Genomic DNA, 25,521 nt, shown 5'->3' on the forward strand with positions numbered 1-25,521 from the left:
AAAGCAGCAACAGAGATGAAGGAGACCAAAATGGCCCAACAAATCAAAGCAGTCTTTGCAAGAAACTCCTCGACGCTTTTGCATGACGCCATCGGTGGTGTCGCGCTATGTGTCAGTTTTCTGATCGCGCTTTATTTGCCCGGGTTGTTGTGATCCTTCGCTTCGTTCGCCTTTGACGTTACTGCCTCGCGCTTTCTGCTTTGCCGCACCTGTCCCAAACAAACGCGGCCCGCCTGTCCCAAGGTTTTGCCTGTCCGAAAGCGCAAACTTGCCGCCATCCCCTCACCGGGGTGGCGGTTTTTTCATGGTGAAAGGGGCAGGGGTCAGGCCGCGATGGCGCTGTCGAAAGCCGCCAAGGTGGCCTCGGGGGCGAGCAGGATCGAGCCATGGCGATTGGGATATTCGCGCGCGGCCGTGAGCACTTCGTACTCGCCGAAGGGGGCATCGGGGACCGGGCCGCCTTTGAGCATCGCCGCCAGTTGATCGCGCAGCCGCGCCACCTGATCGCGTGAGCACCCGATGACCTGCGCGCCAAAAATTGCTGCCGAAGCTTGCCCCAGAGCGCAGGCGTGAACCGTTTGACTATAGCCGCTGATCCGCCCGTCCTGAAGCGTGATCGCGACCTCAACCGTCGAACCGCAAAGCGGCGCGCGTTTGCGCAGCACAGCGTCGGGATCCGCAAGCGGGTCGGTGCAGGGCATGTCGGCCGCCAGTGCGAGAATGCGCTGGGAATAGAGTTTGATCAGATCCGCGTCGCTCATGGCTTTTCCCTTCGGTCCGTCCGGGGTAAATAGGGTGAGCGCCCCCAGAAGGAAAGTGTCGATGCCGTTTGATCCCGCCAGCCTGCGCTATGATTCCAACGGGTTGATTCCCGCGATTGCCCAAGACTATCAGACCGGAGAGGTGCTGATGATGGCTTGGATGAACGCCGAAAGCATTGCGCATACACTTGAGAAAGGTCACGTAACCTATTGGTCCAGATCGCGAAAGTCGCTTTGGGCCAAGGGTGAAAGCTCGGGCCATGTGCAAAGCCTGCGCGAGATGCGGATTGATTGTGATCGCGATTGTTTGCTGCTGTTGGTCGATCAAATCGGTCCCGCATGCCATACCAATCGCCGCTCATGTTTTTATACGGCGCTGCGTGAAGGCGACGAAGTCGAGATTCTGAGCCCCATCGAGGATTAGCGCCTAAAGCCCGACCATCCGGCGAATGTCGGCGGGGCTGGCCCCATCTTCACGATATTTCGCAATTGCCCTTGCATCGTCACGCTTGGCAAGACGTTTGCCATTTTCGTCACGAATTAACGCGTGATGACAATAGCTTGGCGTTGGAAGTTGAAGTAACTTCTGGAGCGTGACGTGGATTTTGGTAGCATCAAACAGGTCTTCGCCTCGCACAATATGGGTCACGCCCTGAGCCGCATCGTCCAGCACCACGGCGAGGTGATATGACGTGCCCATCTCACGCCGCGCAAGCACCACATCGCCCACATCTTTGCGCATTTGCTCCGGGGTAATCTGATGCACGCCCGTGCGATCCTTGCAGAGTTCGGTAAAGCTGCACTCTGTTGCCGCGCGCTGCATGTTTAACCGCAGCACGTCATTGGGTAGGGGTTGACCAGGGCGCGGGGCACCGGACTGGCGGCAGGTACCGGGATAGATCAGCCCATCGGGGCCAAACCCTGCACCTTCTTGCGGGGCATTCGCGGCCTCTTCAATATCGCGACGGGTGCAGGTGCAGCGAAAAAGGAATCCGGCTTTCCAAAGTGTATCAAGGGTTTCTCGGTAGCAGTTAAAGCGGTCGGATTGGCGCATCACGGGGCCGTCCCACGTGATGCCAAGCCAGTGCAGGTCGTCGTAAATCTGGCGTTCCCAATGCGGTCGCGCCCGGCTTTGATCAATATCCTCAATGCGCAGCAGGAACTGACCGCCCGCTTTGCGCGCCATGTTATGGGCCAAAAGCGCGCTATAGGCGTGGCCCAGATGAAGCGGCCCGGTGGGCGATGGCGCGAACCGGGTGATCACCTTAGGTTTGTCTTTCAAGCCATTGATTAAACGTCTCTTTCGCGCGATCTGTATAGGCTTTGTAACGGTCCTTGCGCCCACGCCGTCCGCCTTTGGCGTCAATCGGCGGGAAAAGCCCGAAATTGACATTCATCGGCTGAAATGTCTTGGCTTCGGCACCGCCAGTGATGTGGGTGACAAGCGCGCCCATCGCGGTGTCGGGGCCGGGTGGTGGCAACGCGCGCCCCTGAAGTTCAGCGGCTGCCATCCGCCCCGCCAGCAGCCCCATTGCGGTGCTTTCGACATAGCCCTCAACCCCGGTGATCTGCCCGGCAAAGCGCAGATGCGGGTGCGATTTCAGTCGCATCTGGGCATCCAACAGCGTCGGGGAGTTGATGAACGTATTGCGGTGAATGCCGCCAAGGCGTGCGAACTTGGCATCCTGAAGGCCGGGAATCATCCGGAAAACAGAGGCTTGCGCGCCATATTTCATCTTGGTCTGAAAGCCGACGATATTATAAAGCGTGCCAAGCGCGTTGTCGCGGCGCAGTTGCACCACAGCGTAGGGCTTGTTCTGCGGGTCGTGATCATTGGTCAGACCGACGGGCTTCATCGGGCCAAAGCGCAGTGTTTCGCGCCCGCGTTCGGCCATGACCTCAATCGGGAGGCAGCCGTCGAAATAGGGTGTGGGCTTGTCACCTGAACCCGCTTCGCCCTCGTGAAACTCGGTCTTTTCGGCGGCCATGAGCGCGTCGATGAACGCCTCATACTGATCATGCGTCATCGGGCAGTTGATATAGGCAGTGCGCTCTTCTTCGGTCTCGCCCTTGTCATAGCGCGACTGCCGCCAAGCGACGGACATATCGATGCTTTCGGCATAGACGATCGGCGCGATGGCATCGAAAAAGGCCAGCCTGTCCTGCCCGGAGGCGGCCCCAATCGCAGCCCCCAAGGCCGGAGACGTCAGCGGACCGGTCGCAAAGATCCAGTTGCCACTTGAAGGAAGGCTTGTAACCTCTTCTTCAACAAAGGAAATGTTTTCATGTGCGCGCAGGCGATCTGTCACGGCTTGCGAGAATGCATCACGATCCACCGCCAATGCTCCGCCCGCCGGCAAGCGATGCTGGCGTGCCATTTCCATGATCAAACCACCCGCCGCGCTCATTTCCCAATGAAGCTGGCCGACCGCGTTTTGCTGATCGTCATCAGAACGAAACGAATTCGAGCAGACCATTTCAGCGAAATTTCCGCTTTGATGGGCAAAGGTTTCGACCTTTGGTCGCATCTCGTGCAGCACGACATGCACGCCTGCATTGGCCGCCTGCCAGGCTGCTTCTGATCCGGCCATTCCGCCGCCGACAATGTGAAGTTCTTGGGTCATGATCCGCCTAATATAAGCGAAAAGCTGCGCTTGCAATCAGCGCAGCTTTCCAGAGTATTCCTGTCTTGCCAACGCAGCCTTATAGGCCGGGCAGCAAATCCTGTAGTCCGCGTTGCGAGAAGCTGGTGCCTTGTCCGGCCCCAAACGTCGCGCGCAAACCGAGGCCGATATAGCCCTTGGCATCGGCGCCTTGCGCATCAACGCGCCCGACTTCGCCGTAAACACTGTAGCTTGACGCCAGCTTGTAATCCGCCGTCACGCCGATCCGATTGTAGTTATCGCCGCGTCCGTTGAACGCATCCAGACGCCCGCCCAGCGAAAACCGATCGTTGAGGGCATAGCTGCCACTCAGACCCAGCGCGGTGCCGTCCGAACCGCTTTCGGTGTGCCACACATAGCCTTCCAGATCGATCATGTTGAGCTTTTGGCTGCCTTCAAGACCGTAGAAATCGACATTCTGGCTGTTCAGACGATCACGCCCGACAAAGGCGCCAAGGGCGGTGCCTTGCATCGGGTGATAGACCCCGTGCAGCGCGAACATGCCGCCATCCCAATTTGTCCCGCCAAAACGGTTCAGCGCCATATCGCCCTGCACGCTAAACGCGGGCGAGAAGGCGACCTCGAGCGAGCCGAAGGCCGAAAGTTTATTGGCGTCGCTCGCCGAACCGGTCAGGTTCGAATAGCTCACCCCGACTTGCGCGCCGTTCACTTCGGCAGCTTGCGCGATAGGCGCGTTCAGCGCCGTGCTTGCGGCCAACGCAGCGACCGCTCCGATAATCCACTGTTTCATGTTCTGCCTCATCGGTAATGCCCGGGCGTGTTCTCCGCCCGGTGCGGGTTTAGCTTTCTGCTGTCTCATCGCCAGCTTGTTCGGTGAGTCCTTCGACCTCTTCAGCGTCATCGCCTTGATCGGCAATGCGCGCGACCGAGACGACCTCTTCACCCTTGGCGGTGTTGAAGACGCGCACACCGCCTGCCGAGCGCGAGCGGAACGAGATGTCCTGCACCGGGCAGCGGATCGATTGGCCCGTCGAGGTGGCAAGCATGATCTGATCGCTCATCTCGACCGGGAACGACGCCACCAGCAGACCGCCGCGCATCGCCTTGTCAATCGCGCCCACACCTTGACCACCACGCCCACGCAGCGGGTAGCCGTGGCTGGAGCTGATCTTGCCCGAGCCCTGCGCCGTGATCGTCAGGATCAGATCCTCGGCAGCGGCCATTTCGTTGTAGCGTTCGGGCGACAACTGTCCTTCGGCCACGCCGTCTTCATCCTCATCATCGGAGGACTCATCCTCGGTCACACCCGCCATCAAGCGGCGCTGCTTGAGATAAGCGGCGCGTTCCTCGGATGTGGCCTCGAAGTGGCGGATCACCGACATCGATACGACCTCATCGTCCGGACGCAGACGAATGCCGCGCACACCGACCGAATTGCGCGAGTTGAACACCCGCACATCAGGCACCGCAAAGCGGATCGCACGGCCCCCGGCGGTGAACAGCATCACGTCGTCATCCTCGGAACAGATGCGCGCATTGATCAGGCGCACACCCTCATCCTCGAACTTCATCGCGATCTTGCCGTTGCGCATAACATTTGTGAAGTCTGACAATCGGTTACGGCGCACAGTTCCAGCAGATGTCGCGAATACGATCTGCAGGTCGTCCCAATCTTCCTCGGCGCGATCCACCGGCATGATCGCGGCAATCGAGACACCCGTCGGGATCGGCAGGATGTTCACAATCGCCTTGCCCTTGGACTGACGCGAGCCCAGCGGCAACTGCCAGCATTTCATCTTGTAGACCATGCCCTCGGTCGTGAAGAACAAGAGCGGCGTGTGGGTGTTGGCGACGAACAGCGTGGTGACCGTGTCGTCCTCTTTCAGCGAACCACCCGACAGCCCCTTGCCGCCGCGCTTCTGCGTGCGGAAATCGGCCAAGGTGGTGCGTTTGATATAGCCACCTTGAGTGATCGTGACGACCATATCTTCGCGTTCGATCAGGTCTTCGTCATCCAGATCGCCCGCCCAGTCGATGATCTCGGTGCGGCGCGGCACGGCGAATTGCTCTTTCACTTCGCGCAGCTCATCAGCAATGATCGCCATGATCCGGTCGCGCGAGGCGAGGATGGCGAGGAAGTCACGGATCTTGCCCGCCAATTCGGCCAGCTCGTCGGTGACTTCCTTAACGCCAATCTGGGTCAGGCGCTGCAGGCGCAATTCCAGAATTGCGCGCGCCTGAGCCTCGGAGAGGTTATAGGTGCCATCATCGTTCACCGGATGCAGCGGATCGTCGATCAGCTTGAGATATTCAAGGATCTCATGGGCCGGCCAGCGCCGCGTCATCAGCTTTTCGCGCGCTTCAGCAGCGTCAGCCGAGGCGCGGATCGTGGCCACCACCTCGTCGACATTGCTGACAGCCGCGGCGAGGCCACACAAAATATGGCTGCGTTCGCGCGCTTTACGCAGTTCGAACGCGGTGCGACGCGCAACAACTTCCTCGCGGAAGGTGATGAAATAGCTCAGGAATTGGCGAAGCGTCAGCTGTTCTGGCTTGCCGCCATTCAGCGCCAGCATGTTACAGCCAAACGAGGTTTGCATCTGCGTAAACCGATGCAGCTGGTTGAGCACGACATCGGGCGTCGCATCGCGTTTCAGCTCGATCACGACGCGCACGCCAACCCGGTCGGATTCATCGGCGATGTTGGAAATGCCCTCAAGGCGCTTGTCGCGCACCAGTTCGGCCATTTTCTCGATCATCGAGGCTTTGTTCACCTGATAGGGCACTTCGTCGATGATGATCGCAAAGCGGTCCTTACGGATCTCCTCGATATGGGTTTTGGCGCGAATGATGACTGAGCCACGCCCCTCAAGATAGGCTTTGCGTGCACCACCCCGACCCATGATAAGCGCACCCGTCGGAAAGTCAGGGGCGGGCACGATCGCCATGATCGCCTCATCCGACATGTCGGGATTGTCGATCAGCGCCAGCGTGGCGTCGCAAATCTCGCCCAGGTTATGGGGCGGGATATTGGTGGCCATACCGACCGCAATACCGCCCGCACCATTGACGAGCATATTTGGATAGCGCGCGGGTAGAACCGAGGGTTCACGGTCCTTGCCATCATAGTTGTCCTGAAAATCGACCGTATCTTTTTCGATATCGGCCAGCAGGGCGCTCGCAGGCTTGTCCATGCGCACTTCGGTGTAACGCATCGCGGCGGCGTTATCGCCATCCATCGAGCCGAAGTTACCCTGACCATCCAGAAGCGGCAGCGACATCGAAAACGGCTGCGCCATTCGCACCAGCGCGTCATAGATAGCCGCATCGCCATGGGGGTGATATTTACCCATCACATCGCCCACCGGACGCGCCGATTTGCGATAGGATTTGTCATGCGTGTTGCCGGTCTCGTGCATCGCATACAGAATGCGCCGGTGAACCGGTTTCAAACCGTCGCGCAGATCGGGGATCGCCCGGCTTACGATCACGCTCATCGCGTAATCGAGATAGGCGGTCTTCATTTCTTGTGCGATGGAAACGGTCGGGCCGAGATAGGCGGGCCGTGCAGGACCCTCTTCTTCGATTTCCGGCGGATCAGGAGTGTCAGTCACGCGCGCCTCGATGCTCTAGATATTGTTGTAACAGGTTATAGTCCCCCCAAGCGGCGGGCGCAATCGCCAAGGGCGACAGCAGTGCGCCTGTGGGCGGTTTTGGGACGCTCCGCGGGGAGTATTTATGGCCAGATGAAAAGAGGGCGGTGTTTCATCTAGCTCGAAATACCCCCGCCGGAGGCATCTGGCGTTGCTTTCAGGCGCTGCGGCGCGCCTTGAGAAACGCCCAAAGCCAAATGCCCGCCAGCACCAGTGAGCCGATCGCATTCAGGTTCGCCATGGTGATGCCAAACATCTCCCACGGAATCTCATCGCAACGCACCAAGGGCGCGGCGTTGATCTGGGCCATCAGATCAGCCGCAGAGATTGCGCTGTTCACGGCGCCTGATGTGCAATCGGTGGGGCCTGCGAAGATATGGCGCTCGACTCCAGAGTGGTAAAACCCAAGCCCAGAAGTGGTCAGGGCCGCGAGCATGCCAAACAGGGCCGTCCACGAGGGCAGGCGGAAGGCCAAGATCGCCAGCCCGATCAGAATCGCCGCCAGATGTGGCCAGCGCTGCCAGATACACAAATGACAGGGCGCATAGCCCATCGCCTGAAATATCAGCGCGCCGGCCAGAACGAAGGCCGAGCCAGCGGCGGCGTATCCAATCAACATGCGCGGCGGGAAGGGATCTCTCATCAGATATACTTCAACAGGTAAAAGCCGCCGATCAAGAGTACGACGAACAGGGTGAACAGAAGGCCGAGCCAGCGCTCGATGAAGGTCTTAATTGGCGCGCCGAATTTCCAAAGCAAACCTGCGAGGATGAAAAAGCGCAGCGAGCGTGCCAGCACCGACACGCCCAAGAATAGCGGCGGAGACAAGTGCGTTGCTCCTGAAAAGATCGTGATGACCTTGTAGGGGAAGGGGGTGACGCCCGCGATCAGCACCGCCCAGCCGCCCATCTCGTTAAACCGCAGGGCCAGTTCGTCAAAACTTTGCGCCTTGCCGTAAAACTGCAAGATCGGCTGGCCGATCACATCCATGAACCCATAGCCGATCAGATAGCCAAGGCAGCCCCCCGCGACTGAGCCCGCCGTCGCCACCAGGGCGATTTTCCAAGCCCGCCACGGGGTTGCAAGGATCATTGGGATCATCAGCACATCTGGGGGAATCGGAAAGACCGAGGCCTCGATAAAGGCGGTGATGGCGAGAAACCACATTGCTTTGGGATGGCTCGCCTTGGCCATCGTCCAGTCATAGATGCGCCGGATCATCAGTTTTTGGCCTCGGTTGTCGCTGTCTGCCCGCTTCGTGCCTGCGCGCGTGCGCAAGGTCAAGCGCAGCGGTGCTGTTCACACGCGCACGATCACGCTAATCTCACACAAAAGTGGGATGGGAGATCGCAGCAATGCAATGGCGAGGGCGGCGGGGCAGCCGCAATATCGAAGATCGGCGCACGCAATCGCGGATGTCGGGTGGCAAGACGATGCGGCTTGGCGGCGGTGGGCTGGGCGTATTGGCCATCGTTGTTGTGGGCTATTTCCTTGGAGTCGATCTGACGCCCTTGCTGGAGGGTGGGCCGCAAGGCAGCGTCACGCAGCAAAGCGGTCCTCTGAGCGAGCGCGAGAAGTCGATGGGCGATTTTGTCTCGGTCACACTGGCCGATACTGAAGATGTCTGGCAGGGGATATTTAAGCAGCAACTGGGCAAGACCTATCACCCGGTGACGCTTGTGCTTTTCAGCGGTGTGACGCGTTCGGCCTGTGGCAATGCCAGCGGGGCAACGGGGCCGTTTTATTGTCCGGGCGACAAGCGCGTCAACCTTGATACCGCGTTTTTTGACACGCTCAGCCAACAACTGGGTGCCAAAGGCGATTTTGCCGCTGCTTATGTCGTGGCCCATGAGGTCGCTCATCATGTTCAGGACGAGCTGGGAATTTTAAGCAAGGTTAATGAGTTGCGCGCGCAAGGCTCTGAGGCGCAATCCAATGCGCTTTCCGTGCGCATCGAATTGCAGGCCGATTGTTTCGCCGGAATATGGGCGCGCGCGGCGCAAGATCAGATCGGTGCGGTCGAGCCAGGTGACATCGCAGAGGCGATGAACGCTGCCGCGCGCATTGGTGATGCCACGTTGCAACGCGAGGCGGGCAGGGTGCCCATGCCCGATAGTTTCACCCATGGGTCCTCAGTTCAGCGCCAGCGTTGGTTCCAAAGCGGCTATCGCAGCGGCGATCTGCGCCAGTGCGACACATTTTCTGTGCGAAACCTGTGATCCAGACGCTTGTCATGGCCGCGCGGTTTCGCTAGAGGAAGCGAACTGGGCCCGAGTGGCGGAATGGTAGACGCAGCGGATTCAAAATCCGCCGATGCAAATCGTGCGAGTTCGAGTCTCGCCTCGGGCACCAGCCCAGCCCAATACTCCTTTAGATTGTATGCGTTAGCGCCTCTGGGCGCGCGCAATCGCGTCATACACGGCCGTTCAATTCGGCGTGCAGATTCGTTGCCATAAGGTGATTCGGGCTGTCGGGGCGGGATTGGTAGAACAAAAGGCGGATATCGCCTCATTTAGCCGCAATCTGAGAACAATGTTCACAACTTTGTGTCACGACTATGGCCGCGAATTGGCCACAGATTAGCCACGCTGTGGAAACGATTGCGGGGCCGGTGTGTTTCCGGAGCGCGAACAATCACCGGCGCTCTTTTGTCCTGAAACGCGGTTTATGGCCTGCTCACCAATCCTAAAGGACAGGTTTTAAAGGAATTGCGCGCATCTTTTTGGGGTGCTCTTGAAACAATCCTTTCGGTGTAGGTGAATTGGATGAGCTGGATCCCGGCCGATTTGCGCGGAAATCGGGGTAAATGCGGCGAGAAGATGGCAAATTCCGCTTTCATTATGGCGCGTCTGTGTCCATTTTCGACGCATGCCCAATTGTGGGGCATCATGGCCATGGGGGTGGCCAGTGAGGGGACGGCATCTACGGATGTGTGTTCGACAGCTGCCAGCGAGACGCGCCAAAAGGCGCAGCGATACTCGCAACATTGACAGGTGCACCGATGATATCGGTTGGGCCTGATCTTGGGACGTTGTCTGCACGCAGTAGCGAAACAACCCGATCTTCACAGCAAATCACCGGGGCGTAAGCCCTGACGAAAAATCGGCGCTGCCATTTGCGCCTTCAGAATTGACGGCGCACGGGTCGATTGACCGACGGTGTAAAAGGAGACGTAGGGATGACGCTTTGGTATTGGGATTGCAACAATAACCCTGTTGCCCATGATGACACGGCTGAGACGGCCTTTAACACAGCAGTCAAAATTGATGTGTTGGCCAACGACACTGATCCAGACTGTGACAAGCTGCGCATTTTCGGGACGCCCACATCGACCCATGGCTCGGTTGTGGTCAATTCCGACGGCACGCTGACCTTTACACCAGCGCCCGGTTTCGCGGGCACGGCAGAAATTTGCTATACCGTTTCAGATGGCAACGGCGGTCATGACAGTGCCACGGTGCACATTCAGGTCGACGAGGAAAAGCCCGACGGTATCGTCGAAGGCACCTCGGGCAATGATCTGATCGATGCCCACTACACCGGCGATCCTCAGGGCGACATGGTGGATCATAACGACGCGATCCTGCCCCATGTCACGTCCAATGATGACATCATCAAGGCGGGTGCGGGCAATGACACGGTCTTTGCGGGCGCGGGCAATGACTCGGTCGATGGGGGCGCAGGCAATGATCTGATCTATGGTCAGGGCGGCAATGACACGCTCAATGGCGATTCCGGCAATGACACGATCTATGGCGACAATGGCGGCATTGCGAGCCCGCCTGCCGCCGATCCGGTGAATCAAACCGTTGATTGGGGGAATTTCAAAACCGATTGCGGCAAGATCGAGGATCAAACGGTTGATCTGGGCGACACCAAAGTGGCGTTCGATTTCACCGTGCTCGATCACGGCGCAACGGCGAGCTACACCAACACCACCGAATATACCGGCGGTGCCACATTTGACGCGCATTCCGGTCTGAAACTCTATGGCTGTGGCGGGGAGGGCGGTGTTGATCCGACCTCGTTGACGACGTTGACCTTCAGCTCGGACAATTCAGAATATACCGGCGAAGTTCAAAATACCTCGTTCCGTATCAACGATCTGGACAGGGGCAACCCTTCGGATAACCACGTCGATGTGGTGACGCTGCAGGCCTTGGACGGCGACGGCAAACCGGTCGATATCAAGATCACGCCGTCGGGTCATCAGACCGTCAGCTATGATGCCACCACCGGCACCTACACCATCACCGGCACCGATTCCGACACGGGTAGCTTGCACTCGGACGATGCGGTGGGCTCGGTTCTGGTCGAAATCGCGGATCCGACCGCGAAGCTCTCGATCGGCTATGCCAACGGTGCCAACACCGATCAGGCGATCACGATCACCGACATCCACTGCGAGACCGTTCCCGTTGCCACCGACACCGGTGAGCCGGGCAATGACGTGATCAGCGGCGGCACCGGCGATGACGTGCTGTATGGCGAGCAGGGCAATGACACGCTTTCGGGCGACGCTGGCAACGACTCGCTGAACGGCGGTTCGGGCGACGATACGGTCATGGGCGGTTCGGGCAATGACACGCTGGTTGGCGGCACGGGCAGCGACTCGGTCTCGGGTGGCGATGATCGTGACCTGTTCATTGTTGACTCGCAGGCAGATGGCGTTGGCGATACGCTGGATGGCGGTCAGGGGGGCGATAACTTCGACACGCTCGATCTGACGGGGGCTGGCCCGCTGCGTGTTGACAGCCATGTCACCGCTTACGATCCGGTCTCGGGGGTCAGTTCCTATGCGGGCACGGTCACCTTCCTGGATAGCAATGGCAACCCGGATGGCACGCTGCAATTCTCCAATATGGAGCGCGTGATCCCCTGCTTTACGCCGGGCACCTTGATCGCGACTCCGAAAGGCGAAGTGCCTGCCGAGACGCTCAAAGAAGGCGACAAGGTTTTGACGCGCGACAACGGCATCCAAGAGATCCGTTGGGCGGGGCGTTGCGATATGACCCGCGACGATCTGGCAGACGCGCCGCATTTGGCTCCGGTGCTGATCAAGGCTGGCTCGCTTGGCAATGATCTACCCGAGCGTGACATGCTGGTCTCGCCCAACCACCGGATGCTGGTCGCCAATGACAAGACCGCGCTCTATTTCGAAGAGCACGAAGTTCTGGTCGCAGCCAAGCACCTGATTGGCAATGCGGGCATCGCCAAGGCGCAGACTCTGGGCACCAGCTATCTGCACTTTATGTTCGATCGCCATGAGGTAATTCTGGGCAACGGCGCCTGGACCGAAAGCTTCCAGCCGGGCGATATGACCTTGGGCGGCATGGGCAATTCTCAGCGTCAGGAAATCTTTGAACTGTTCCCGGCGCTGCAAACCACTGAGGGTCGTCAAGACTATCAGGCGGCGCGCAAAACGCTCAAAAAGCATGAGACTGCGGTTCTTCTGAACGGCTGATCTCATTCGAGACTGCGCCCGGGCTCAAGGTCTCGGGCGCAGGCATGTCTGGAACAGTTCATGTCTGTTTCATTTAAGGAAACGCTCAATTTCGCAGATCGTGGCGAAATTCTGGCTTTTTTACGTTTCATTACAACCCTTTCTGTCATACCTTTTTTATGGGGGCTCAAGTTCATCGGCACTATGCCGAGGGGATGGGCGAGGATGGCTGCGGCAGAATTGCGCATGAGTTTAATGGCGAACATATCGGGCGTAGCCCCGTTTCTGTCTTCTGTGTTCGCAGAACACGGGCCCAATTCGGCACAGATCCTGCGCCTTGAATTCAGCGATTATGATGAACGCAACGGCCTTTTGCGTGGCTATGACGCAAAAGGTCAGCTGCTTTATAGCGGTGAGATCGCGCAGGTTATCTCGGCGCTGCCCTGTTTTACTCAAGATGCACGTATCACCACGCAGGCCGGAGAGGTCGCCGTAGCAGATCTGCGCGCAGGCCAGCGTGTGGTGACGCGCGACAATGGTCTGCAGGAGCTGCGCTGGATTGGTGTGCGCCGCTTTGACTGGCATATGCTGGGGCTCAACCCGCTGCTGCGCCCGGTGCGTCTGGCGGCCAATGCCTTGGGTATTGATCTGCCCGAAACCGAAATCACCGTTTCGCCCAATCACCGTCTGCTGTCGAACGTGCCTGCGTTGGGCGTGACCGGAGAGCAGTTGGTGAAGGCGCGCGATCTGGTCGGGCTGGACGGGGTGACGCAGTGCGCCTGTTCCGAGGTGACCTATTTCCAACTGCTTTTTGATCACCATGAACTGGTTTTGGCCAATGGTATCTGGTCCGAAAGTTTCCGCCCGACGGCAAATAATGTCGCGGCTCTCTCAGCGCAGTCGCGTGCCGATTTGATGGCCGTGCTGCCCGGTGTCTTTGACGGGGACGACTATGCGCCGGTGCGTCCCGATGCGTCCACATTGCCCTTGGTGCGCCACGATCATTCCTAGGCCGACTGCCCTCTGATGCAGTTTGAACGACAAAGACCGGGCGCTATCGCGTCCGGTCGTTTGCAAATTGGCGATTAAAAAAAGGCCGGGCGCAGGGCCCGGCCAGATGACGGAGCCTCCGGGGAAACAGAGGACCCGCTTGCGTCACAGGAAGCGGCGCATCTCGATTTGCGCAGTGGCGCGGCTGACTCCGATGTCGCTCAATAGGCGATCATCAAGCTTCCCCAAGGCTTTGCGTGACCGATACGCAGACAGCACGCGCGCAACGCGCGCGGTCAGGCCATGGGTGGCGTGACGGGCGAGGGCGGGGCGGGTCCGCGAGAGGGTCAACATGGGGAAGCCTTTCTTGTGTTGATACAATGCCAGTTGATCTGGTATGCGATGAATACAAAGAGCGAAATGACTCAGCCAGAGAAACATTGTGACTGATACAAGCTGGACAGCAGACCTTACCCGCCAAAGCGGCCCGAAATACCTCGCCTTGGTGCGGGCCCTGCGCGAGGGGATACGCCGCGGAGACCTTACGCCGGGGGCAAAACTCCCCACCGTCAGGGACTTGGCCTGGCGCCTTGGAGTCACGCCGGGCACGGTCGCGCGGGGCTATCAGATCGCCACGCAAGAGGGGCTTTTGCAGGCCGTTGTGGGGCGCGGCACGTTTGTATCGACACAATCTCGCCGGATGGGTCCGACCGAAACGATCTATCCGATGTCGACCCGCGACCCCGAGGCCGAAGAGGGCATTGTCGATCTGCGCTCGCCACAGCTGCCCGATATTGGCCAGACTGAGGCACTTTCGCGCGCGATGATCGCGGCGGCGCATGATATCGGCGGGCATTATCTGGAATATCCCGGCCTCAAGCGCGACGAATATTGTCGCCGCGCCGCATTGAGTTGGTTCAGCGAATATACCGATTTCGACACGGTCACGGCGGATGATCTGGTGCTGACTCATGGCGGGCAGAACGGGATCAATGTGGTGATGCAATGCTGTTTGCGCGGCGAGCGTCCGGTGATCCATGCCGAGGCGCTGGCTTATCCCGGTTTTCGTCACGCAGCCCGTCTCAACCGGGCCGAGATCCGCGCCGTTGCGATTGACGGCGAGGGGATGATCCCCGAGGCGCTGGATGCAGCCTGTCGGCGTCATGGCGGGCAGTTGGTGTGCGTTACGCCCGATGCGCAAAATCCCACCGCCGGGCGGATGGGAATGGCGCGCCGGCACGCGCTGATTGAGGTCGCGCGCCGCCATGATCTGCAAATCATTGAGGATGATTGCTACACCGCCCCCGTCACCGGTCTGGCCAGCCTGCGCAGCCTCGCGCCCGAGCGCTGCTGGCATATTTCCTCACTGTCGAAATCAATCTCGGCGGGGATGCGTTTTGGCATCGTGGTCGCGCCCGAGGGGATGGGCGAGGCGGGTCGCTTGACCGCGCAGCACAGCTATTTCGGCCTGTCGCGTCCGGTGACCGATATCATGACGCGGCTGTTTGAAAGCGGCGAGGCGCTGGATCTGAAGCATCGCGCGCAGGCCGAGATGGGGCGGCGGTTGCAGATGCTGCTGCAGGCGCTTGGGGATCAGGAATTGGGCTGGCAGCCGGGGCTGAGCTTTGTCTGGTTGACTCTGCCGCTGGGCTGGCGGGCGTCAGCCTTCGCGCGCATGGCTGAGGCCGAGGGTGTGCTGCTGCGTGCGGCGGATGAATATGTGCTTCAAGACGGGCAGGCCCCCAATGCCGTGCGCATCGCGCTGGCGGGCGGCGTCAGCGAAGAGCGGTTTCGCCAAGCGATCGACACACTCAAGCGCTTGCTGGAGCGTATGCCCAACGATTTGCTGGTCTGACGCGCCCCCCAAGGTGTGCATAAACCTTTGGGGGTTGAGCCAGTGTCAAAGATACCAGACCTAGTGCCAGATCAGGCGGCAGTTTAGGCGGCCGGGCGCATCGCGTGCCGGGCGGTTGATAGAGGCGTGGGGATCTTTGCGCCGCCCATCTGCGCGCGCCGCGCGTTTGAAAACGCCACCGGCATTCGCAAGGCGGCATAGCTGCGCCCGTCCTCGTCATTGCGATAGACCGGGCCCATTCGGCTGACATCATAGCCAACTTGACGCAAGGCACGCATCAGGGCGAGCGATGACAGGCAGATCAGCTCCTCTGCGCCCCGAGCCATCGCGCGTTCGACCAGACCATCCACGATCATGCCAAGGCAGGCGGTGCGTTCAACCTGAGTGCTCAGCGCGTCTGAAATCACCAGCCGCGTGCATTCCCAGATGCTGTCCGAGGCGATGTCATCGGGTAGCACTTGCGCGGGGATATGGCCTAGCTTTCCCAGATGCGCGTCGCGCAGCATATAGGTGTTGGGGCCCCAGATCGCCGTGGTGGACATTGCGCGTGCGCCGCCCACGACATTGCCGTCTTTGAGGACGATCGAATAATGCGCGAGGGGCGTGTCATATTGGTCCATCTCGACATCGCTATTGTGGGGAACGTCCCAGCCAAGCTGATCCACGAAGACTTTCTTGCGCAGGCGCAAGAAGTCGTAAAACGCGGTTCCATGTTGATGCAGTTGAGAAAATTCGAATGTTTTAGCGTGCATGTTAACCTCCTTTTGGATGGTTAATCCCAAGCACTAATTGGTTAAAAAATTACCACTTTGAGTTGAATCGCGCTAAATGAGTCGCCTTGCGGATGCGATTGCCAGCAACTCGATGGCGTTCTTTGCGCCAAGTTTTCGGCAGGCCGAAGAGATGCGCGCCTTCACCGCGCTTTCCGAAATCGCCAGTTCTGCCGCAATCTGCTTCAACAGTAACCCATCGGCGCGCATCCGGATCGCTTCGGCCTCGGCATCCGTCAGGCTGGGGCCGCTTTGCCCGCGCGTGTGCAGCCGTTTGAGCATCGCAAACGTCTCGGTAAGCTCGCGATCATCGAACTCGCGATCGGCACGAAACAACACCGCATAACTGCGCCGCCCGACATCGGCATCGCCCCTGACCGAAATCGTCGCGCCGAAATTGAGGTTTAAATCGCGCGCCAAAGGAATCACGCCCGCCGGATCAGGCAACGCCAGTTCGCTCCAGCGGATTGCCCCCTGATTGCTGTAAATCCAGCGCATTGACGGGTCATGTACGAACAACCCCCGTCGGGTGTAGATATCGACCCAGTTTGAATCGAGCGCGTTCATTTCCTCTTCGGGAAATGAATATCCAACCCGCAAGGCTACATAAAAGCCAGCAGGCGCAAGCGTCTGGAGGTAGGGCTGGCTTCGTTTCAAGGTCATTCGTAGGTCAAGCTACTTGCGTTTCAAAAGGGTGATATTTAGTCTCTCTTCATTGGAGACTTGGGGGCATTGGGACTTAACCTATGATTGTATTCGGCATATGAAAACCGAAATTCGACATTCGGTTGTGCAAATCCTGAACGAGACCGGGGCGCTGTGCGACTCAGGATACGCCTACGCGCTCCATATCCTCTTTGCTCGGCCCAATATTTTGTATCGCACATACCCGCAAAGCTGGATTGATCACTACGACGAACAGGGCATGATCGTCGAAGATCCGGTGGTGAAATGGGGCCTGAGCAAAACGGGGTTTGTGTATTGGAAAGATCTTGATGATCCTGCTGGGATTCTGGCGGATGCCGCAGCGCATGGATTGACCAACGGGTTGACCTGCGCAGTGGGGGCGCTCAGTTCACGCTCGATTGCGGGATTCACCCGGTCGGATCGCGCTTTTAGCGCGGCCGAGGCGCAAAAACTCTTGGATATGACATCACAATTGCATGATCTGACCGCTGAGACGCTTTGATTGCCAGATCAGCCGGGCAGGGCGATCGCCGCAACGCGGGCTCTTGGGGCTTTGCAATCAGCGTGCAGGGCGCTGTTCGTTATTGGCTAGAAGAAAACCCTATTTGATAACAGTCTTGTAATCGCGCTGTTACATAAGCAGACTAGGCAGCGTGGCGTGGGCGACCTCTCAGGTCGCAAGAGCATGAAATGCCAATCATATCCCGCTACCCACTTGGGAGGAAAACATGAAGAATTTTGCACTGGGCGCTCTTGTCGCCTCGTCGGCGCTGCTGTCGCCATTCGCGGCTTTCGCGCAGACTGACATTCAGTTCTGGCACGCCTTTACCGGACGGTTGGGTGAGTTGGTGGACGCGCAAGTCGCGCAGTTCAATGCCAGCCAAAGCGACTATAAAGTCGTGGCCAATTACAAGGGTAACTACTCGGAAACGCTCAATGCCGGGATCGCGGCGTTCCGCGCCGGAGAGCAGCCCGATATCTTGATGGTGTTCGAAGTTGGCACCGCCACGATGATGGCAGCCAAGGGCGCGATCAAGCCGGTTTATCAGGTGATGGCCGATGCGGGCGTGCCGTTCAATGCCGACGATTATATCGGCGCGGTAAAGGGCTATTACACGGATACCGATGGCAAAATGCTGTCGCTGCCGTTCAATTCCTCGACGCCGGTTCTGTGGGTCAATCGCGATCTGCTCGACAAGGCAGGCGTGGCCAAGGATGCCGATCTGAGCACCTGGGAAAGCATCGGTCCGGTTCTTGATAAACTCAAGTCGGCGGGCGTCGATTGCCCGATGACCACCGCTTGGCAAAGCTGGATCCAGCTGGAAAACCTGTCGGCCTATCACAACGTCCCGTTTGCCAGCAAAGAGAACGGCTTTGGCGGGCTCGATACCGAGCTGGAATTCAACGGCCCCGTGCAGGTCAAACACATCCAGACGTTGGGCGATTGGGCCAAGAAGGGTGAGTTCATCTACAAGGGCCGTCGCAACGAGGGCGGGGCGGATTTCCGCGCTGGCTCCTGTGCGCTGTTCACCGAAAGCTCGGCGGGTTACGCGGGCATCAAGGCTGAAGCCAAGTTCAACTTCGAAGTCCACCCGCTGCCCTATTGGTCCGATGTCGCAGGCGCGCCGCAAAACACCATCATCGGGGGCGCTTCGCTTTGGGTAATGGCGGGCAAGCCGGCCGAGGATTACAAGGGCGTGGCCGAATTCCTGAGCTTCCTGTCCTCGCCTGAGGTGCAGGCGAAATGGCACCAGGACACTGGCTATCTGCCGATCACCAAGGCAGCGGCGGACCTGACGCGCGAGCAAGGCTTTTACAAAGCGAATCCGGGCACCGATGTTGCGGTGATCCAGATGACCACGAAAGAGCCGACTGGCAATTCCAAGGGCATCCGTCTTGGCAATTTCGACCAGATCCGTTCGATCATCGACGAAGAGCTGGAAGCCGTTTGGTCGGGTGACAAGACGGCGCAGGATGCGCTTGATACGGCTGTGACGCGGGGCAACCAGTTGCTGCGCCGCTTCGAACAAGCTAACCGCTAAGACCAACCCTGTCGCGGGCGGCATTTGCGCTGCCCGCGATTTCCTTTTGCCGAGGCCGGAATGGAAAAACGCGTCACCTTCAAGGGCTGGCTGTTGCCGCTTTTGCTGATCGCTCCGCAGCTTGTGATTTCGGGGGTGTTCTTTTTCTACCCCGCGGGCGAGGCGGTGTGGCAATCTTTGTTCATTCCCGACCCGTTCGGCCTGTCGATGCAATATGTCGGGCTGGGCAATTTCGAATACTTGCTAAGCGATCCCTATTACCGGGCCTCCTTTCTGACGACGGCGGTGTTTTCCACGCTGGTGACGCTGGTTTCGATGATCCCGGCGCTGTTTTTGGCGGTGTTGGCGGATCGGCTGGTCAAAGGGGCGGGGGCCTATCGCACCATGCTGATCTGGCCCTATGCGGTGGCACCGGCTGTCGCGGGCGTTTTGTGGCTGTTCATGTTCAACACCCGTATCGGGATTGTCGCGTGGTATCTCGGCCTGCTGGGCTATGACTGGAACTACGTGCTCAATCAGAACGAGGCGATGGGGCTGGTCGTTGTGGCCTCGTCCTGGGGGCGCATCAGCTATAACTTCCTGTTCTATTTCGCTGCCCTGCAAGCTGTGCCGAAATCGGTGATCGAAGCGGCGGCGATTGATGGTGCGCGCTTCTGGCGGCGGTTCTTTACGATCGTGCTGCCGTTGCTGTCTCCGACCACGTTTTTCCTGCTGGTGGTCAATATCGTCTATGCGTTTTTTGAAACCTTTGGCGTCATTCACACGATCACCAGCGGCGGGCCGCAACAGGCCACCACGATCCTTGTCTACAAGGTCTATGCCGACGGCTTCGTCGGACAGGATCTGGGCTCATCTGCCGCGCAATCGGTGATCTTGCTGCTGGTCGTGGGGCTGCTGACGGTGCTGCAATTCAAATTCATCGAGAAACGGGTGCATTACTGATGGCAAACGCATCCACCCCCCTCAAAGAGCCGCCCCCCGGCATGGTCGAAAAGCGTGGGCGCGGCCTGTGGTTTACCCATGCGCTGATGATTTTGGGCGTGCTGGTGATCTTCTTCCCGATCTGGCTGGCCTTCGTGGCCTCGACGGTGCCGCAAGCCGCGATCACCCATCCGCCGATGCCGCTGCTGCCGGGCGATCAGTTCCTCACCAACTATAAACGCGCGCTGTTTTCGGGCGTGAACGTGCCGGTGGCGACTATGTTGCTTAACTCGCTGGTGATGGCGATGGGGATTGCCGTGGGCAAGATCGCGATCTCGATCCTGTCGGCCTTTGCGATCGTCTATTTCCGCTTTCCGGGGCGTAATTTCTTCTTCTGGCTGATCTTTATCACGCTGATGTTGCCTGTCGAAGTGCGCATCGTGCCGACCTATCAGGTGATTGCCGGCTTTGGCATGCTCAATAGCTATTCGGGGCTGATCTTACCGCTGATCGCCTCGGCCACAGCAACGTTTCTGTTTCGCCAGTTCTTCCTGACGGTGCCCGATGAGCTGGCCGAGGCGGCCCGCGTCGATGGCGCGCGCCCGATGCGGTTTTTCGTCGATATTCTGCTGCCGATGAGCCGCACCAATATCGCAGCCCTCTTCGTCATTCTCTTCATTTACGGCTGGAACCAGTATCTCTGGCCGCTTCTGATCACCACCGATCCCTCGATGAACACGGTCGTCATGGGCATCAAGCAGATGTTCCCCTCGGGCGATGATATCGCGGATTGGCCGGTGATCATGGCGACCTCGATCTTGGCGATGATCCCGCCGGTGATCGTGGTGATTTCGATGCAGAAACTCTTCATCCGCGGTCTTGTGGATAGCGAGAAATAGGACAGGCAATGGCAACGGTCGAACTGGACAACGTCAAGAAACGCTTTGGCTCCACCGAGGTGATCCACGGCGTCAGCACGCAAATCGAGGATGGCGAATTCATCGTGATCGTCGGCCCCTCGGGCTGCGGTAAATCCACATTGTTGCGCATGGTCGCGGGGCTGGAAAGCGTCTCTGAGGGCGAGGTGCGCATCGGTGGCAAGCGTGTCAACGAAATTGAGCCGATGGATCGCGACATCGCGATGGTGTTTCAGAATTACGCGCTTTATCCGCATATGTCGGTGCGCCAGAACATGGGCTACGGGCTGAAAATTGCGCGTCTGCCAAAGGCCGAGATCACCGCCAAGGTGGAGCAGGCCGCCGCCCTGTTGCAACTGGGCGAGTTGCTGGATCGCAAGCCCAAGCAACTATCGGGCGGGCAGCGTCAGCGCGTCGCAATGGGGCGCGCCATCGTGCGCGAACCGGCGGTGTTCCTGTTTGACGAGCCGCTCTCGAACCTTGACGCCAAGCTGCGCGTGCAGATGCGTGTCGAGATCCGCGAATTGCAGGCCAAGCTGGGTATCACTGCGCTATACGTGACCCATGATCAGGTCGAGGCGATGACCATGGCCGACCGGATGATCGTGATGAATGCGGGCGTGGCCGAGCAGATCGGCACGCCACTGGAGGTCTATGAGCGCCCCGTCACGATCTTTGCCGCGCAGTTCATCGGCAGCCCCTCGATGAATATCCTGCCAGCCCAGATCGAGGGTGGGCAGATCAAACTGGGCGACGCGGTGCTGGGTCAATGCCGCTTGCCCGATGGCCCTGTCAGCTTTGGCATCCGCCCCGAGCATTTGCGCCCCGACCCGCAAGGTGCCATCGCGCTTGAGGTGCATCTGGCCGAACCATTGGGTGCCAATACTCTGTTGCATGGCGTGCTTGCTGGTTCGGGTGAGACGATGACCGCCGCTTTGCCGGGCGTGCATCGCAGCAATATCGGGCGTGAGATGTTGAAACTCACCGCCGATCCCGCGCATTTCCACTTTTTTGACTCCGAAAGCGGCAAGCGCATCGAGCCCGTCTGACTTTGGGGCGGGGAAGATTGCGCACCATCGGTTCGCTTGCGCGAAACATGACAGCCCCGCCAAGATGCGTTTGCGTCTCTTATATGCGTGCAAGCCCATGAGGCATCGCGGCGGTGCCCAGAAAAGTCGCCCGCGCGAAACCTGATCTCGCGCGGGCAAGCCGATGAAAGCCACCAAGGTGTGTGGCCAAGTCCGGGTTACATCTTGGGCATGATCACCGAGTCGATCACATGGATCACGCCATTGCTGGCCTCGATATCAGCCTGCGTCACCGTCGCGTCGTCGACCATCACGGCGGGATCAGTCTTGATCGTGACCTGTGATCCCTGAACGGTCGCAGCCATCATGCCATCGCTCAAATCGCCAGTCATCACTTTGCCCGGAACGACGTGATAGGTGAGGATCGCGCTCAGTTTGTCTTTGTTTTCAGGCTTGAGCAAATCCTCAACCGTGCCCGCAGGCAGCTTGGCAAAGGCCGCGTCGGTGGGGGCAAAGACGGTGAAAGGGCCTTCGCCCTTCAGCGTCTCGACAAGCCCAGCGGCCTGAACGGCGGCAACAAGTGTTTCAAAACTGCCTGCAGCGACGGCAGTATCGACGATATCCATATCGGCCGCATGAACGGGGGTGGAAACGAGGGCGGTGCCAGCAACAATCGCCGCGATGAAGGTTCTTCTCAGCATACTCATACTCCCTGGTTTGAACACGTGTGGATCGTGTTAGGGTTACGTCGAGGCGAGAAAAATGGATCACAGGAAGATCACGGATGCGCACGCCTTCGCGAGAATTTGGGGCCTCGCATATGACCTTTGTGCGAAAACCTGCCGATCAAAGACGCGGATCGCGCGCGACAGAGATCGCTCAAAGGCCGCGCTTATCAGCGCATTGCGTCAAGCGCGGCCAGTTCCTGCAAGATCGACTGCGTCACTTCCTGCGGGTTTGGCCCATCAGTCTTTCGCGGGCAGGCAGATCACGCGCCATCCAAAGGCCTCCAACACGGTCGCGCCTGCGCTGAACGTTTCTCCAATCTCGAGGCTGTGAAACAGGTCGGAGCTATCAATCAGCCCGGCGAATTCAAAGTGATTGCTGATCGGGCGCGCGAGAAAATCGGCTTCTTATCGGGCAAAAGCGCGCCCGCGGGCCCGTGCAGCATTTCGCGCGGCGAACGATGGGTGCGGGTCCTTATGAATTTGTGTTCCAAGGCGCGCCGGCCCCTGACATAGGCCGCTTTGCGTCCCCGATCATGGGGCGTCAAGTCGCGATCGGGCGATTCCGTCAGCGCGATCTCCGTGCCAAAGCTCGCAAACGCGCGCAGCGCTGGCCATGCGCGCCTCTTCGAGCATGCGCGACCCGATTGCGGCAAGGGTGCAGATCAAGCTGGCGCATGCAGGACCAGATTGCTGCGGGTGCAGCCGCGAGCGGGGCCAATTCTTGATGGCGCCGAGATCGCGATTTTCGAACGCTCTTACGACGCGCTCAAGATCTAGACGCCACGCTGGCGTCAGGCGGTGGGCAACCTGTCGGGCGGCAACCAGCAATAGATCGTAATCTTCCTGGGGGGCGTGCAAATGAAAAAGGGCGCCCGAAGGCGCCCCGTTCCAAATTCGGTCAAACCGTTCAGGCGAGCTGAAGGTTCGCAGCCGACTCACGGCCGTCACGGCCGGATTCGACGTCATAGGTGACTTTCTGATCGTCGTTCACCGAGGTCAAGCCAGCACGCTCAACAGCGGAGATGTGCAGGAAGACATCTTTTCCGCCGGTGTCGGGTGCGATAAAGCCGAAGCCTTTAGTTGCGTTAAACCATTTCACGGTACCAGTGGCCATCGTGAGATCTCCTTTAGTATTCAACCTGTTCGCGGAAGTGCAACAGCGTGGCGCAGTCGGCCAAGATCGAGTTCGCTGAAGTCCGGTAGGGAACGCAGGGGATCGATATAGGAAACGTAGCCCGCCCCTTATGACAGAGCGCTGCCCGCTTGTCTATGCCTTATATCGCCGATCTTGGATCCATGCTGACGACTGCCGCACGACTTGGCGGTTTTGCGCCGACGCATCCAGATTCGTTGCTGACAAAAAAGGCTGAGAAACCTGTGTTGCGCTTTTCCGAGATCGCCCGAGGGGCAGGTGTATGGACGGCCGATCATATATCGATCTGGCCAGGGCGGCGCCTTATCGACCCAAGTGCAGGTCACAGGGGCAGGGCCGATCAAGTTGCGAAAACTGCGCGCGCACAAGCAGCTGCGCGCGCGAGCCTGCAGCAAAATCAATGCATCTTCGTTGCCATGTTGATGTTCACGCAAACGCTGCGCGACCCTTCGATCTCAAGAACCGGACCCGCCGCAACGCAATCAAGCCCAACGCGCCGCGCAAGGCGGGGCGAATTTTCGGGGATCATGCCGATCACGCTCGTGGCTCCCAATTGACGCGCTGAAATCACCATTTCATTAATCAATTGCATCTGAACACGCATCCTCAGCTTCGCCGGGACACTGTCACTTACGAAAACCCTTGAGCTTTCCCAAATATGTGACGCGGTCGGAGCCTCGTCGAAAAGCAGGTTTTCTGGAATCGTCTCAAGCAAGCCGCGCTGCGCATCACGGATCATATAGGTGTAGATTCCGCATTGATGCGTGGTGGGCGTCAGGCGAACACCCGCCATGACGATCCCACGATCATGGACCGCAACCCAGCGGCTGGCGGGGGTGTCATATTGGTCGAATTCCATCCCGTCGGCTTCGGGGAGTTTCCATTTGTTTTGCACAATGAATGCACGATGTCTTGCGCGAAACATGTTTGCGAAAAGTTCGCCATGGTTGTGTAGATTTTTGTAAGAAAGGGTTGTGACTTCCATTGGAGTGCCTCCGTCTGGGGTTGAAAAAACCGGTCAGATGGGCCGCCACGTGCTAAAGGTATTGATATTCCCTAGCCTTGCGCAAAGCCTCCGATGTCGTGCGCGCTTCCAATCGAATCCGCGCCGATTTCAGGCGTGCTTTCAATGCGCTCTCCGATATCCCGAGTTTTGCTGCAGCAGCAGTGTGCCGATCCCCATTCGCGACACACTGCAGTGCCTCGACTTGAGCTTTCGTCAACTCGGATGGAGGTTCCGCCGCAACATGCAGCCGAGCCGTAATTTCGCTCAGTTCGGACAATTCTTCATCGTTGAATTCACGATCAGTGTGGCTGATACCAACGATGGATCGCGACGTGATCGGGCCGTAAGAAGAGACCGCGCCATATTTCAGGCCATAGCTTGCCGCTTTGGCAATCACACCAAACGGATCTGGCAGCGGAATTTCGCTCCACCGCGTGGTTCCAGCCGTTCCGATTCCCCAAAACACCAAGGGATCTCTGAGATAATACGCCTGGTCGTTGTAAAATTTGATCCAGGCGCTGGGATACGAGCTTTCATAAACAAGCGGGCTGGCAAAGCGAATGTGCAGCCCAACGCTATATCCGCAGGGCGCAAGCTGTTGGAGTTCGGAAAAGGGCACAGTGAGGGCTTTTGAAATGGACATAATTTACTTAAATAAGTGCCGTTAAGGTCCGTCAACCTAAAATCGCATTGTCTGAATATGGGGCTTCTGCTGCGGGCAGTCTGGCCTTGAACCGGGTTGGCGCGCATTGACGCCGCGGCATGCGTTTGGGCTCCGGTTTGCGTCTGTTGGGGGGGCGCGCATAGCGCATCTGCCAAGCGATTTTCCCAAGTGATAGGTTTTGTTTATAAGTTTGCGGTCTCTTGCGTAACTATCCCCCTGATGAACGTGACGTTTCCGCGCGTTCAGCGTTCTTTGTGCGCCCGATGTTGAAGGCCGCCA

The 25,521-nt window shown here is 58.7% G+C and carries 25 protein-coding genes and 1 tRNA gene; 12 read left to right on the forward strand and 14 right to left on the reverse strand.

The genetic code is table 11. The annotated features are described in order from the left end of the window. Positions 1 to 30: 30 nt before the first annotated feature. A complete protein-coding gene (locus AB4874_RS17345; protein ID WP_295533680.1) occupies positions 31 to 153 on the forward strand; it encodes a hypothetical protein in 123 nt (40 codons plus the stop codon). Between the two features lie 170 nt (positions 154 to 323). Here the strand turns inward: AB4874_RS17345 and AB4874_RS17350 are convergent, their stop codons facing one another. Beyond that, positions 324 to 761: an iron-sulfur cluster assembly scaffold protein gene (locus AB4874_RS17350; protein WP_368392919.1), complete on the reverse strand. Its 438-nt coding sequence runs from the start codon at positions 759 to 761 to the stop codon at positions 324 to 326. A 61-nt stretch (positions 762 to 822) separates the two neighbouring features. On the opposite strand from AB4874_RS17350, the gene hisI reads away from it, so the two are divergent. Beyond that, positions 823 to 1,185, forward strand: coding sequence for a phosphoribosyl-AMP cyclohydrolase (gene hisI, locus AB4874_RS17355; RefSeq protein ID WP_295533684.1), 363 nt, complete (start codon positions 823 to 825; stop codon positions 1,183 to 1,185). A 3-nt stretch (positions 1,186 to 1,188) separates the two neighbouring features. Here the strand turns inward: hisI and gluQRS are convergent, their stop codons facing one another. The 6 genes from gluQRS to AB4874_RS17385 all read right to left on the reverse strand — a co-directional run bounded on the left by gluQRS (position 1,189) and on the right by AB4874_RS17385 (position 8,259). After that, positions 1,189 to 2,025, reverse strand: coding sequence for a tRNA glutamyl-Q(34) synthetase GluQRS (gene gluQRS, locus AB4874_RS17360; RefSeq protein ID WP_368392955.1), 837 nt, complete (start codon positions 2,023 to 2,025; stop codon positions 1,189 to 1,191). A 1-nt stretch (position 2,026) separates the two neighbouring features. Beyond that, entirely contained in the window at positions 2,027 to 3,385 is a 1,359-nt protein-coding gene (trmFO, locus tag AB4874_RS17365) for a methylenetetrahydrofolate--tRNA-(uracil(54)-C(5))-methyltransferase (FADH(2)-oxidizing) TrmFO (protein ID WP_368392920.1), read from the reverse strand. 79 nt (positions 3,386 to 3,464) lie between these two features. Beyond that, complete coding sequence (locus AB4874_RS17370; RefSeq protein WP_368392921.1) at positions 3,465 to 4,175, reverse strand: hypothetical protein; 711 nt, start codon at positions 4,173 to 4,175, stop codon at positions 3,465 to 3,467. Positions 4,176 to 4,224: 49 nt separating this feature from the next. After that, complete coding sequence (gene gyrA, locus AB4874_RS17375) at positions 4,225 to 6,999, reverse strand: DNA gyrase subunit A (protein WP_295533691.1); 2,775 nt, start codon at positions 6,997 to 6,999, stop codon at positions 4,225 to 4,227. A gap of 196 nt (positions 7,000 to 7,195) precedes the next feature. Continuing rightward, entirely contained in the window at positions 7,196 to 7,681 is a 486-nt protein-coding gene (locus tag AB4874_RS17380) for a disulfide bond formation protein B (RefSeq protein ID WP_368392922.1), read from the reverse strand. Next, on the reverse strand, positions 7,681 to 8,259 hold the full coding sequence (locus AB4874_RS17385) for a YqaA family protein (RefSeq protein ID WP_368392923.1): 579 nt from the start codon (positions 8,257 to 8,259) through the stop codon (positions 7,681 to 7,683). The genes AB4874_RS17380 and AB4874_RS17385 overlap by 1 nt, the downstream gene beginning before the upstream one ends. A 134-nt stretch (positions 8,260 to 8,393) precedes the next feature. Here AB4874_RS17385 and ypfJ point away from each other — a divergent pair, with 134 nt between their 5' ends. The 4 genes from ypfJ (at position 8,394) to AB4874_RS17405 (ending at position 13,492) form a co-directional block, all read left to right on the forward strand. After that, positions 8,394 to 9,257 carry a KPN_02809 family neutral zinc metallopeptidase gene (gene ypfJ / locus AB4874_RS17390; protein ID WP_368392924.1) on the forward strand — a complete coding sequence of 288 codons (864 nt, stop codon included), beginning with the start codon at positions 8,394 to 8,396 and terminating at the stop codon, positions 9,255 to 9,257. A gap of 49 nt (positions 9,258 to 9,306) precedes the next feature. Then, positions 9,307 to 9,390: transfer RNA gene (locus tag AB4874_RS17395), tRNA-Leu, on the forward strand. Positions 9,391 to 10,216: 826 nt separating this feature from the next. Beyond that, positions 10,217 to 12,502, forward strand: a complete 2,286-nt coding sequence (locus tag AB4874_RS17400) for a Hint domain-containing protein (RefSeq protein ID WP_368392925.1) — start codon at positions 10,217 to 10,219, stop codon at positions 12,500 to 12,502. A gap of 204 nt (positions 12,503 to 12,706) precedes the next feature. Continuing rightward, positions 12,707 to 13,492, forward strand: coding sequence for a Hint domain-containing protein (locus tag AB4874_RS17405; protein ID WP_368392926.1), 786 nt, complete (start codon positions 12,707 to 12,709; stop codon positions 13,490 to 13,492). A gap of 144 nt (positions 13,493 to 13,636) precedes the next feature. Here the strand turns inward: AB4874_RS17405 and AB4874_RS17410 are convergent, their stop codons facing one another. Then, a complete protein-coding gene (locus AB4874_RS17410) occupies positions 13,637 to 13,912 on the reverse strand; it encodes a DUF1127 domain-containing protein (protein WP_295533703.1) in 276 nt (91 codons plus the stop codon). A gap of 1 nt (position 13,913) precedes the next feature. Here AB4874_RS17410 and AB4874_RS17415 point away from each other — a divergent pair, with 1 nt between their 5' ends. After that, positions 13,914 to 15,326 (forward strand): aminotransferase-like domain-containing protein, encoded by a 1,413-nt coding sequence (locus AB4874_RS17415; RefSeq protein ID WP_368392927.1) that lies wholly within the window; start codon positions 13,914 to 13,916, stop codon positions 15,324 to 15,326. An 83-nt stretch (positions 15,327 to 15,409) separates the two neighbouring features. Here AB4874_RS17415 and AB4874_RS17420 read toward each other — a convergent pair whose 3' ends face one another. Together AB4874_RS17420 and AB4874_RS17425 are read right to left on the reverse strand one after the other, a co-directional pair. After that, positions 15,410 to 16,078: an acyl-homoserine-lactone synthase gene (locus AB4874_RS17420; protein WP_368392928.1), complete on the reverse strand. Its 669-nt coding sequence runs from the start codon at positions 16,076 to 16,078 to the stop codon at positions 15,410 to 15,412. Positions 16,079 to 16,150: 72 nt separating this feature from the next. Then, positions 16,151 to 16,663 carry a helix-turn-helix transcriptional regulator gene (locus AB4874_RS17425; RefSeq protein ID WP_368392929.1) on the reverse strand — a complete coding sequence of 171 codons (513 nt, stop codon included), beginning with the start codon at positions 16,661 to 16,663 and terminating at the stop codon, positions 16,151 to 16,153. A gap of 196 nt (positions 16,664 to 16,859) precedes the next feature. Here AB4874_RS17425 and AB4874_RS17430 point away from each other — a divergent pair, with 196 nt between their 5' ends. The 5 genes from AB4874_RS17430 (at position 16,860) to AB4874_RS17450 (ending at position 21,712) form a co-directional block, all read left to right on the forward strand. Then, the gene (locus tag AB4874_RS17430; protein WP_368392930.1) at positions 16,860 to 17,285 is read left to right on the forward strand and encodes an autoinducer binding domain-containing protein; all 426 of its coding nucleotides are present in this window, start codon (positions 16,860 to 16,862) and stop codon (positions 17,283 to 17,285) included. A gap of 226 nt (positions 17,286 to 17,511) precedes the next feature. Further along, positions 17,512 to 18,825 (forward strand): sn-glycerol-3-phosphate ABC transporter substrate-binding protein UgpB, encoded by a 1,314-nt coding sequence (gene ugpB, locus AB4874_RS17435; protein WP_368392931.1) that lies wholly within the window; start codon positions 17,512 to 17,514, stop codon positions 18,823 to 18,825. 60 nt (positions 18,826 to 18,885) lie between these two features. Further along, a complete protein-coding gene (gene ugpA, locus AB4874_RS17440; protein WP_295533715.1) occupies positions 18,886 to 19,767 on the forward strand; it encodes a sn-glycerol-3-phosphate ABC transporter permease UgpA in 882 nt (293 codons plus the stop codon). Between the two features lie 41 nt (positions 19,768 to 19,808). Then, complete coding sequence (gene ugpE / locus AB4874_RS17445) at positions 19,809 to 20,645, forward strand: sn-glycerol-3-phosphate ABC transporter permease UgpE (RefSeq protein ID WP_295533779.1); 837 nt, start codon at positions 19,809 to 19,811, stop codon at positions 20,643 to 20,645. An 8-nt stretch (positions 20,646 to 20,653) separates the two neighbouring features. After that, entirely contained in the window at positions 20,654 to 21,712 is a 1,059-nt protein-coding gene (locus tag AB4874_RS17450; protein ID WP_368392932.1) for an ABC transporter ATP-binding protein, read from the forward strand. A 197-nt stretch (positions 21,713 to 21,909) separates the two neighbouring features. Here the strand turns inward: AB4874_RS17450 and AB4874_RS17455 are convergent, their stop codons facing one another. The 4 genes from AB4874_RS17455 to AB4874_RS17470 form a co-directional block, all read right to left on the reverse strand. Further along, entirely contained in the window at positions 21,910 to 22,392 is a 483-nt protein-coding gene (locus AB4874_RS17455; protein WP_368392933.1) for a fasciclin domain-containing protein, read from the reverse strand. 934 nt (positions 22,393 to 23,326) lie between these two features. Continuing rightward, the gene (locus AB4874_RS17460) at positions 23,327 to 23,533 is read right to left on the reverse strand and encodes a cold-shock protein (RefSeq protein ID WP_295533725.1); all 207 of its coding nucleotides are present in this window, start codon (positions 23,531 to 23,533) and stop codon (positions 23,327 to 23,329) included. A 436-nt stretch (positions 23,534 to 23,969) separates the two neighbouring features. Continuing rightward, positions 23,970 to 24,557: an acyl-homoserine-lactone synthase gene (locus tag AB4874_RS17465; RefSeq protein ID WP_295533727.1), complete on the reverse strand. Its 588-nt coding sequence runs from the start codon at positions 24,555 to 24,557 to the stop codon at positions 23,970 to 23,972. A 52-nt stretch (positions 24,558 to 24,609) separates the two neighbouring features. After that, the gene (locus tag AB4874_RS17470; protein ID WP_295533729.1) at positions 24,610 to 25,221 is read right to left on the reverse strand and encodes a helix-turn-helix transcriptional regulator; all 612 of its coding nucleotides are present in this window, start codon (positions 25,219 to 25,221) and stop codon (positions 24,610 to 24,612) included. Positions 25,222 to 25,521 lie beyond the last annotated feature (300 nt).

Source organism: Thioclava arctica (assembly GCF_040892615.1).
Classification (GTDB): Bacteria; Pseudomonadota; Alphaproteobacteria; order Rhodobacterales; family Rhodobacteraceae; genus Thioclava; species Thioclava arctica.

Bases quoted from the DNA above. Each gene is read 5' to 3' on its own strand.
- AB4874_RS17470 (WP_295533729.1), bottom strand. From the start codon at position 25,221: ATGTCCATTTCAAAAGCCCTCACTGTGCCCTTTTCCGAACTCCAACAG.
- AB4874_RS17425 (WP_368392929.1), bottom strand. From the start codon at position 16,663: ATGAACGCGCTCGATTCAAACTGGGTCGATATCTACACCCGACGGGGG.
- ypfJ (WP_368392924.1), top strand. From the start codon at position 8,394: ATGCAATGGCGAGGGCGGCGGGGCAGCCGCAATATCGAAGATCGGCGC.
- AB4874_RS17385 (WP_368392923.1), bottom strand. From the start codon at position 8,259: ATGATCCGGCGCATCTATGACTGGACGATGGCCAAGGCGAGCCATCCC.
- ugpE (WP_295533779.1), top strand. From the start codon at position 19,809: ATGGTCGAAAAGCGTGGGCGCGGCCTGTGGTTTACCCATGCGCTGATG.
- AB4874_RS17345 (WP_295533680.1), top strand. From the start codon at position 31: ATGGCCCAACAAATCAAAGCAGTCTTTGCAAGAAACTCCTCGACGCTT.
- ugpB (WP_368392931.1), top strand. From the start codon at position 17,512: ATGAAGAATTTTGCACTGGGCGCTCTTGTCGCCTCGTCGGCGCTGCTG.
- AB4874_RS17465 (WP_295533727.1), bottom strand. From the start codon at position 24,557: ATGGAAGTCACAACCCTTTCTTACAAAAATCTACACAACCATGGCGAA.
- AB4874_RS17455 (WP_368392933.1), bottom strand. From the start codon at position 22,392: ATGCTGAGAAGAACCTTCATCGCGGCGATTGTTGCTGGCACCGCCCTC.
- ugpA (WP_295533715.1), top strand. From the start codon at position 18,886: ATGGAAAAACGCGTCACCTTCAAGGGCTGGCTGTTGCCGCTTTTGCTG.
- AB4874_RS17410 (WP_295533703.1), bottom strand. From the start codon at position 13,912: ATGTTTCTCTGGCTGAGTCATTTCGCTCTTTGTATTCATCGCATACCA.
- hisI (WP_295533684.1), top strand. From the start codon at position 823: ATGCCGTTTGATCCCGCCAGCCTGCGCTATGATTCCAACGGGTTGATT.
- trmFO (WP_368392920.1), bottom strand. From the start codon at position 3,385: ATGACCCAAGAACTTCACATTGTCGGCGGCGGAATGGCCGGATCAGAA.
- AB4874_RS17430 (WP_368392930.1), top strand. From the start codon at position 16,860: ATGAAAACCGAAATTCGACATTCGGTTGTGCAAATCCTGAACGAGACC.
- AB4874_RS17405 (WP_368392926.1), top strand. From the start codon at position 12,707: ATGGCTGCGGCAGAATTGCGCATGAGTTTAATGGCGAACATATCGGGC.
- AB4874_RS17460 (WP_295533725.1), bottom strand. From the start codon at position 23,533: ATGGCCACTGGTACCGTGAAATGGTTTAACGCAACTAAAGGCTTCGGC.
- AB4874_RS17450 (WP_368392932.1), top strand. From the start codon at position 20,654: ATGGCAACGGTCGAACTGGACAACGTCAAGAAACGCTTTGGCTCCACC.
- AB4874_RS17370 (WP_368392921.1), bottom strand. From the start codon at position 4,175: ATGAAACAGTGGATTATCGGAGCGGTCGCTGCGTTGGCCGCAAGCACG.
- AB4874_RS17350 (WP_368392919.1), bottom strand. From the start codon at position 761: ATGAGCGACGCGGATCTGATCAAACTCTATTCCCAGCGCATTCTCGCA.
- AB4874_RS17380 (WP_368392922.1), bottom strand. From the start codon at position 7,681: ATGAGAGATCCCTTCCCGCCGCGCATGTTGATTGGATACGCCGCCGCT.
- AB4874_RS17420 (WP_368392928.1), bottom strand. From the start codon at position 16,078: ATGCACGCTAAAACATTCGAATTTTCTCAACTGCATCAACATGGAACC.
- AB4874_RS17400 (WP_368392925.1), top strand. From the start codon at position 10,217: ATGACGCTTTGGTATTGGGATTGCAACAATAACCCTGTTGCCCATGAT.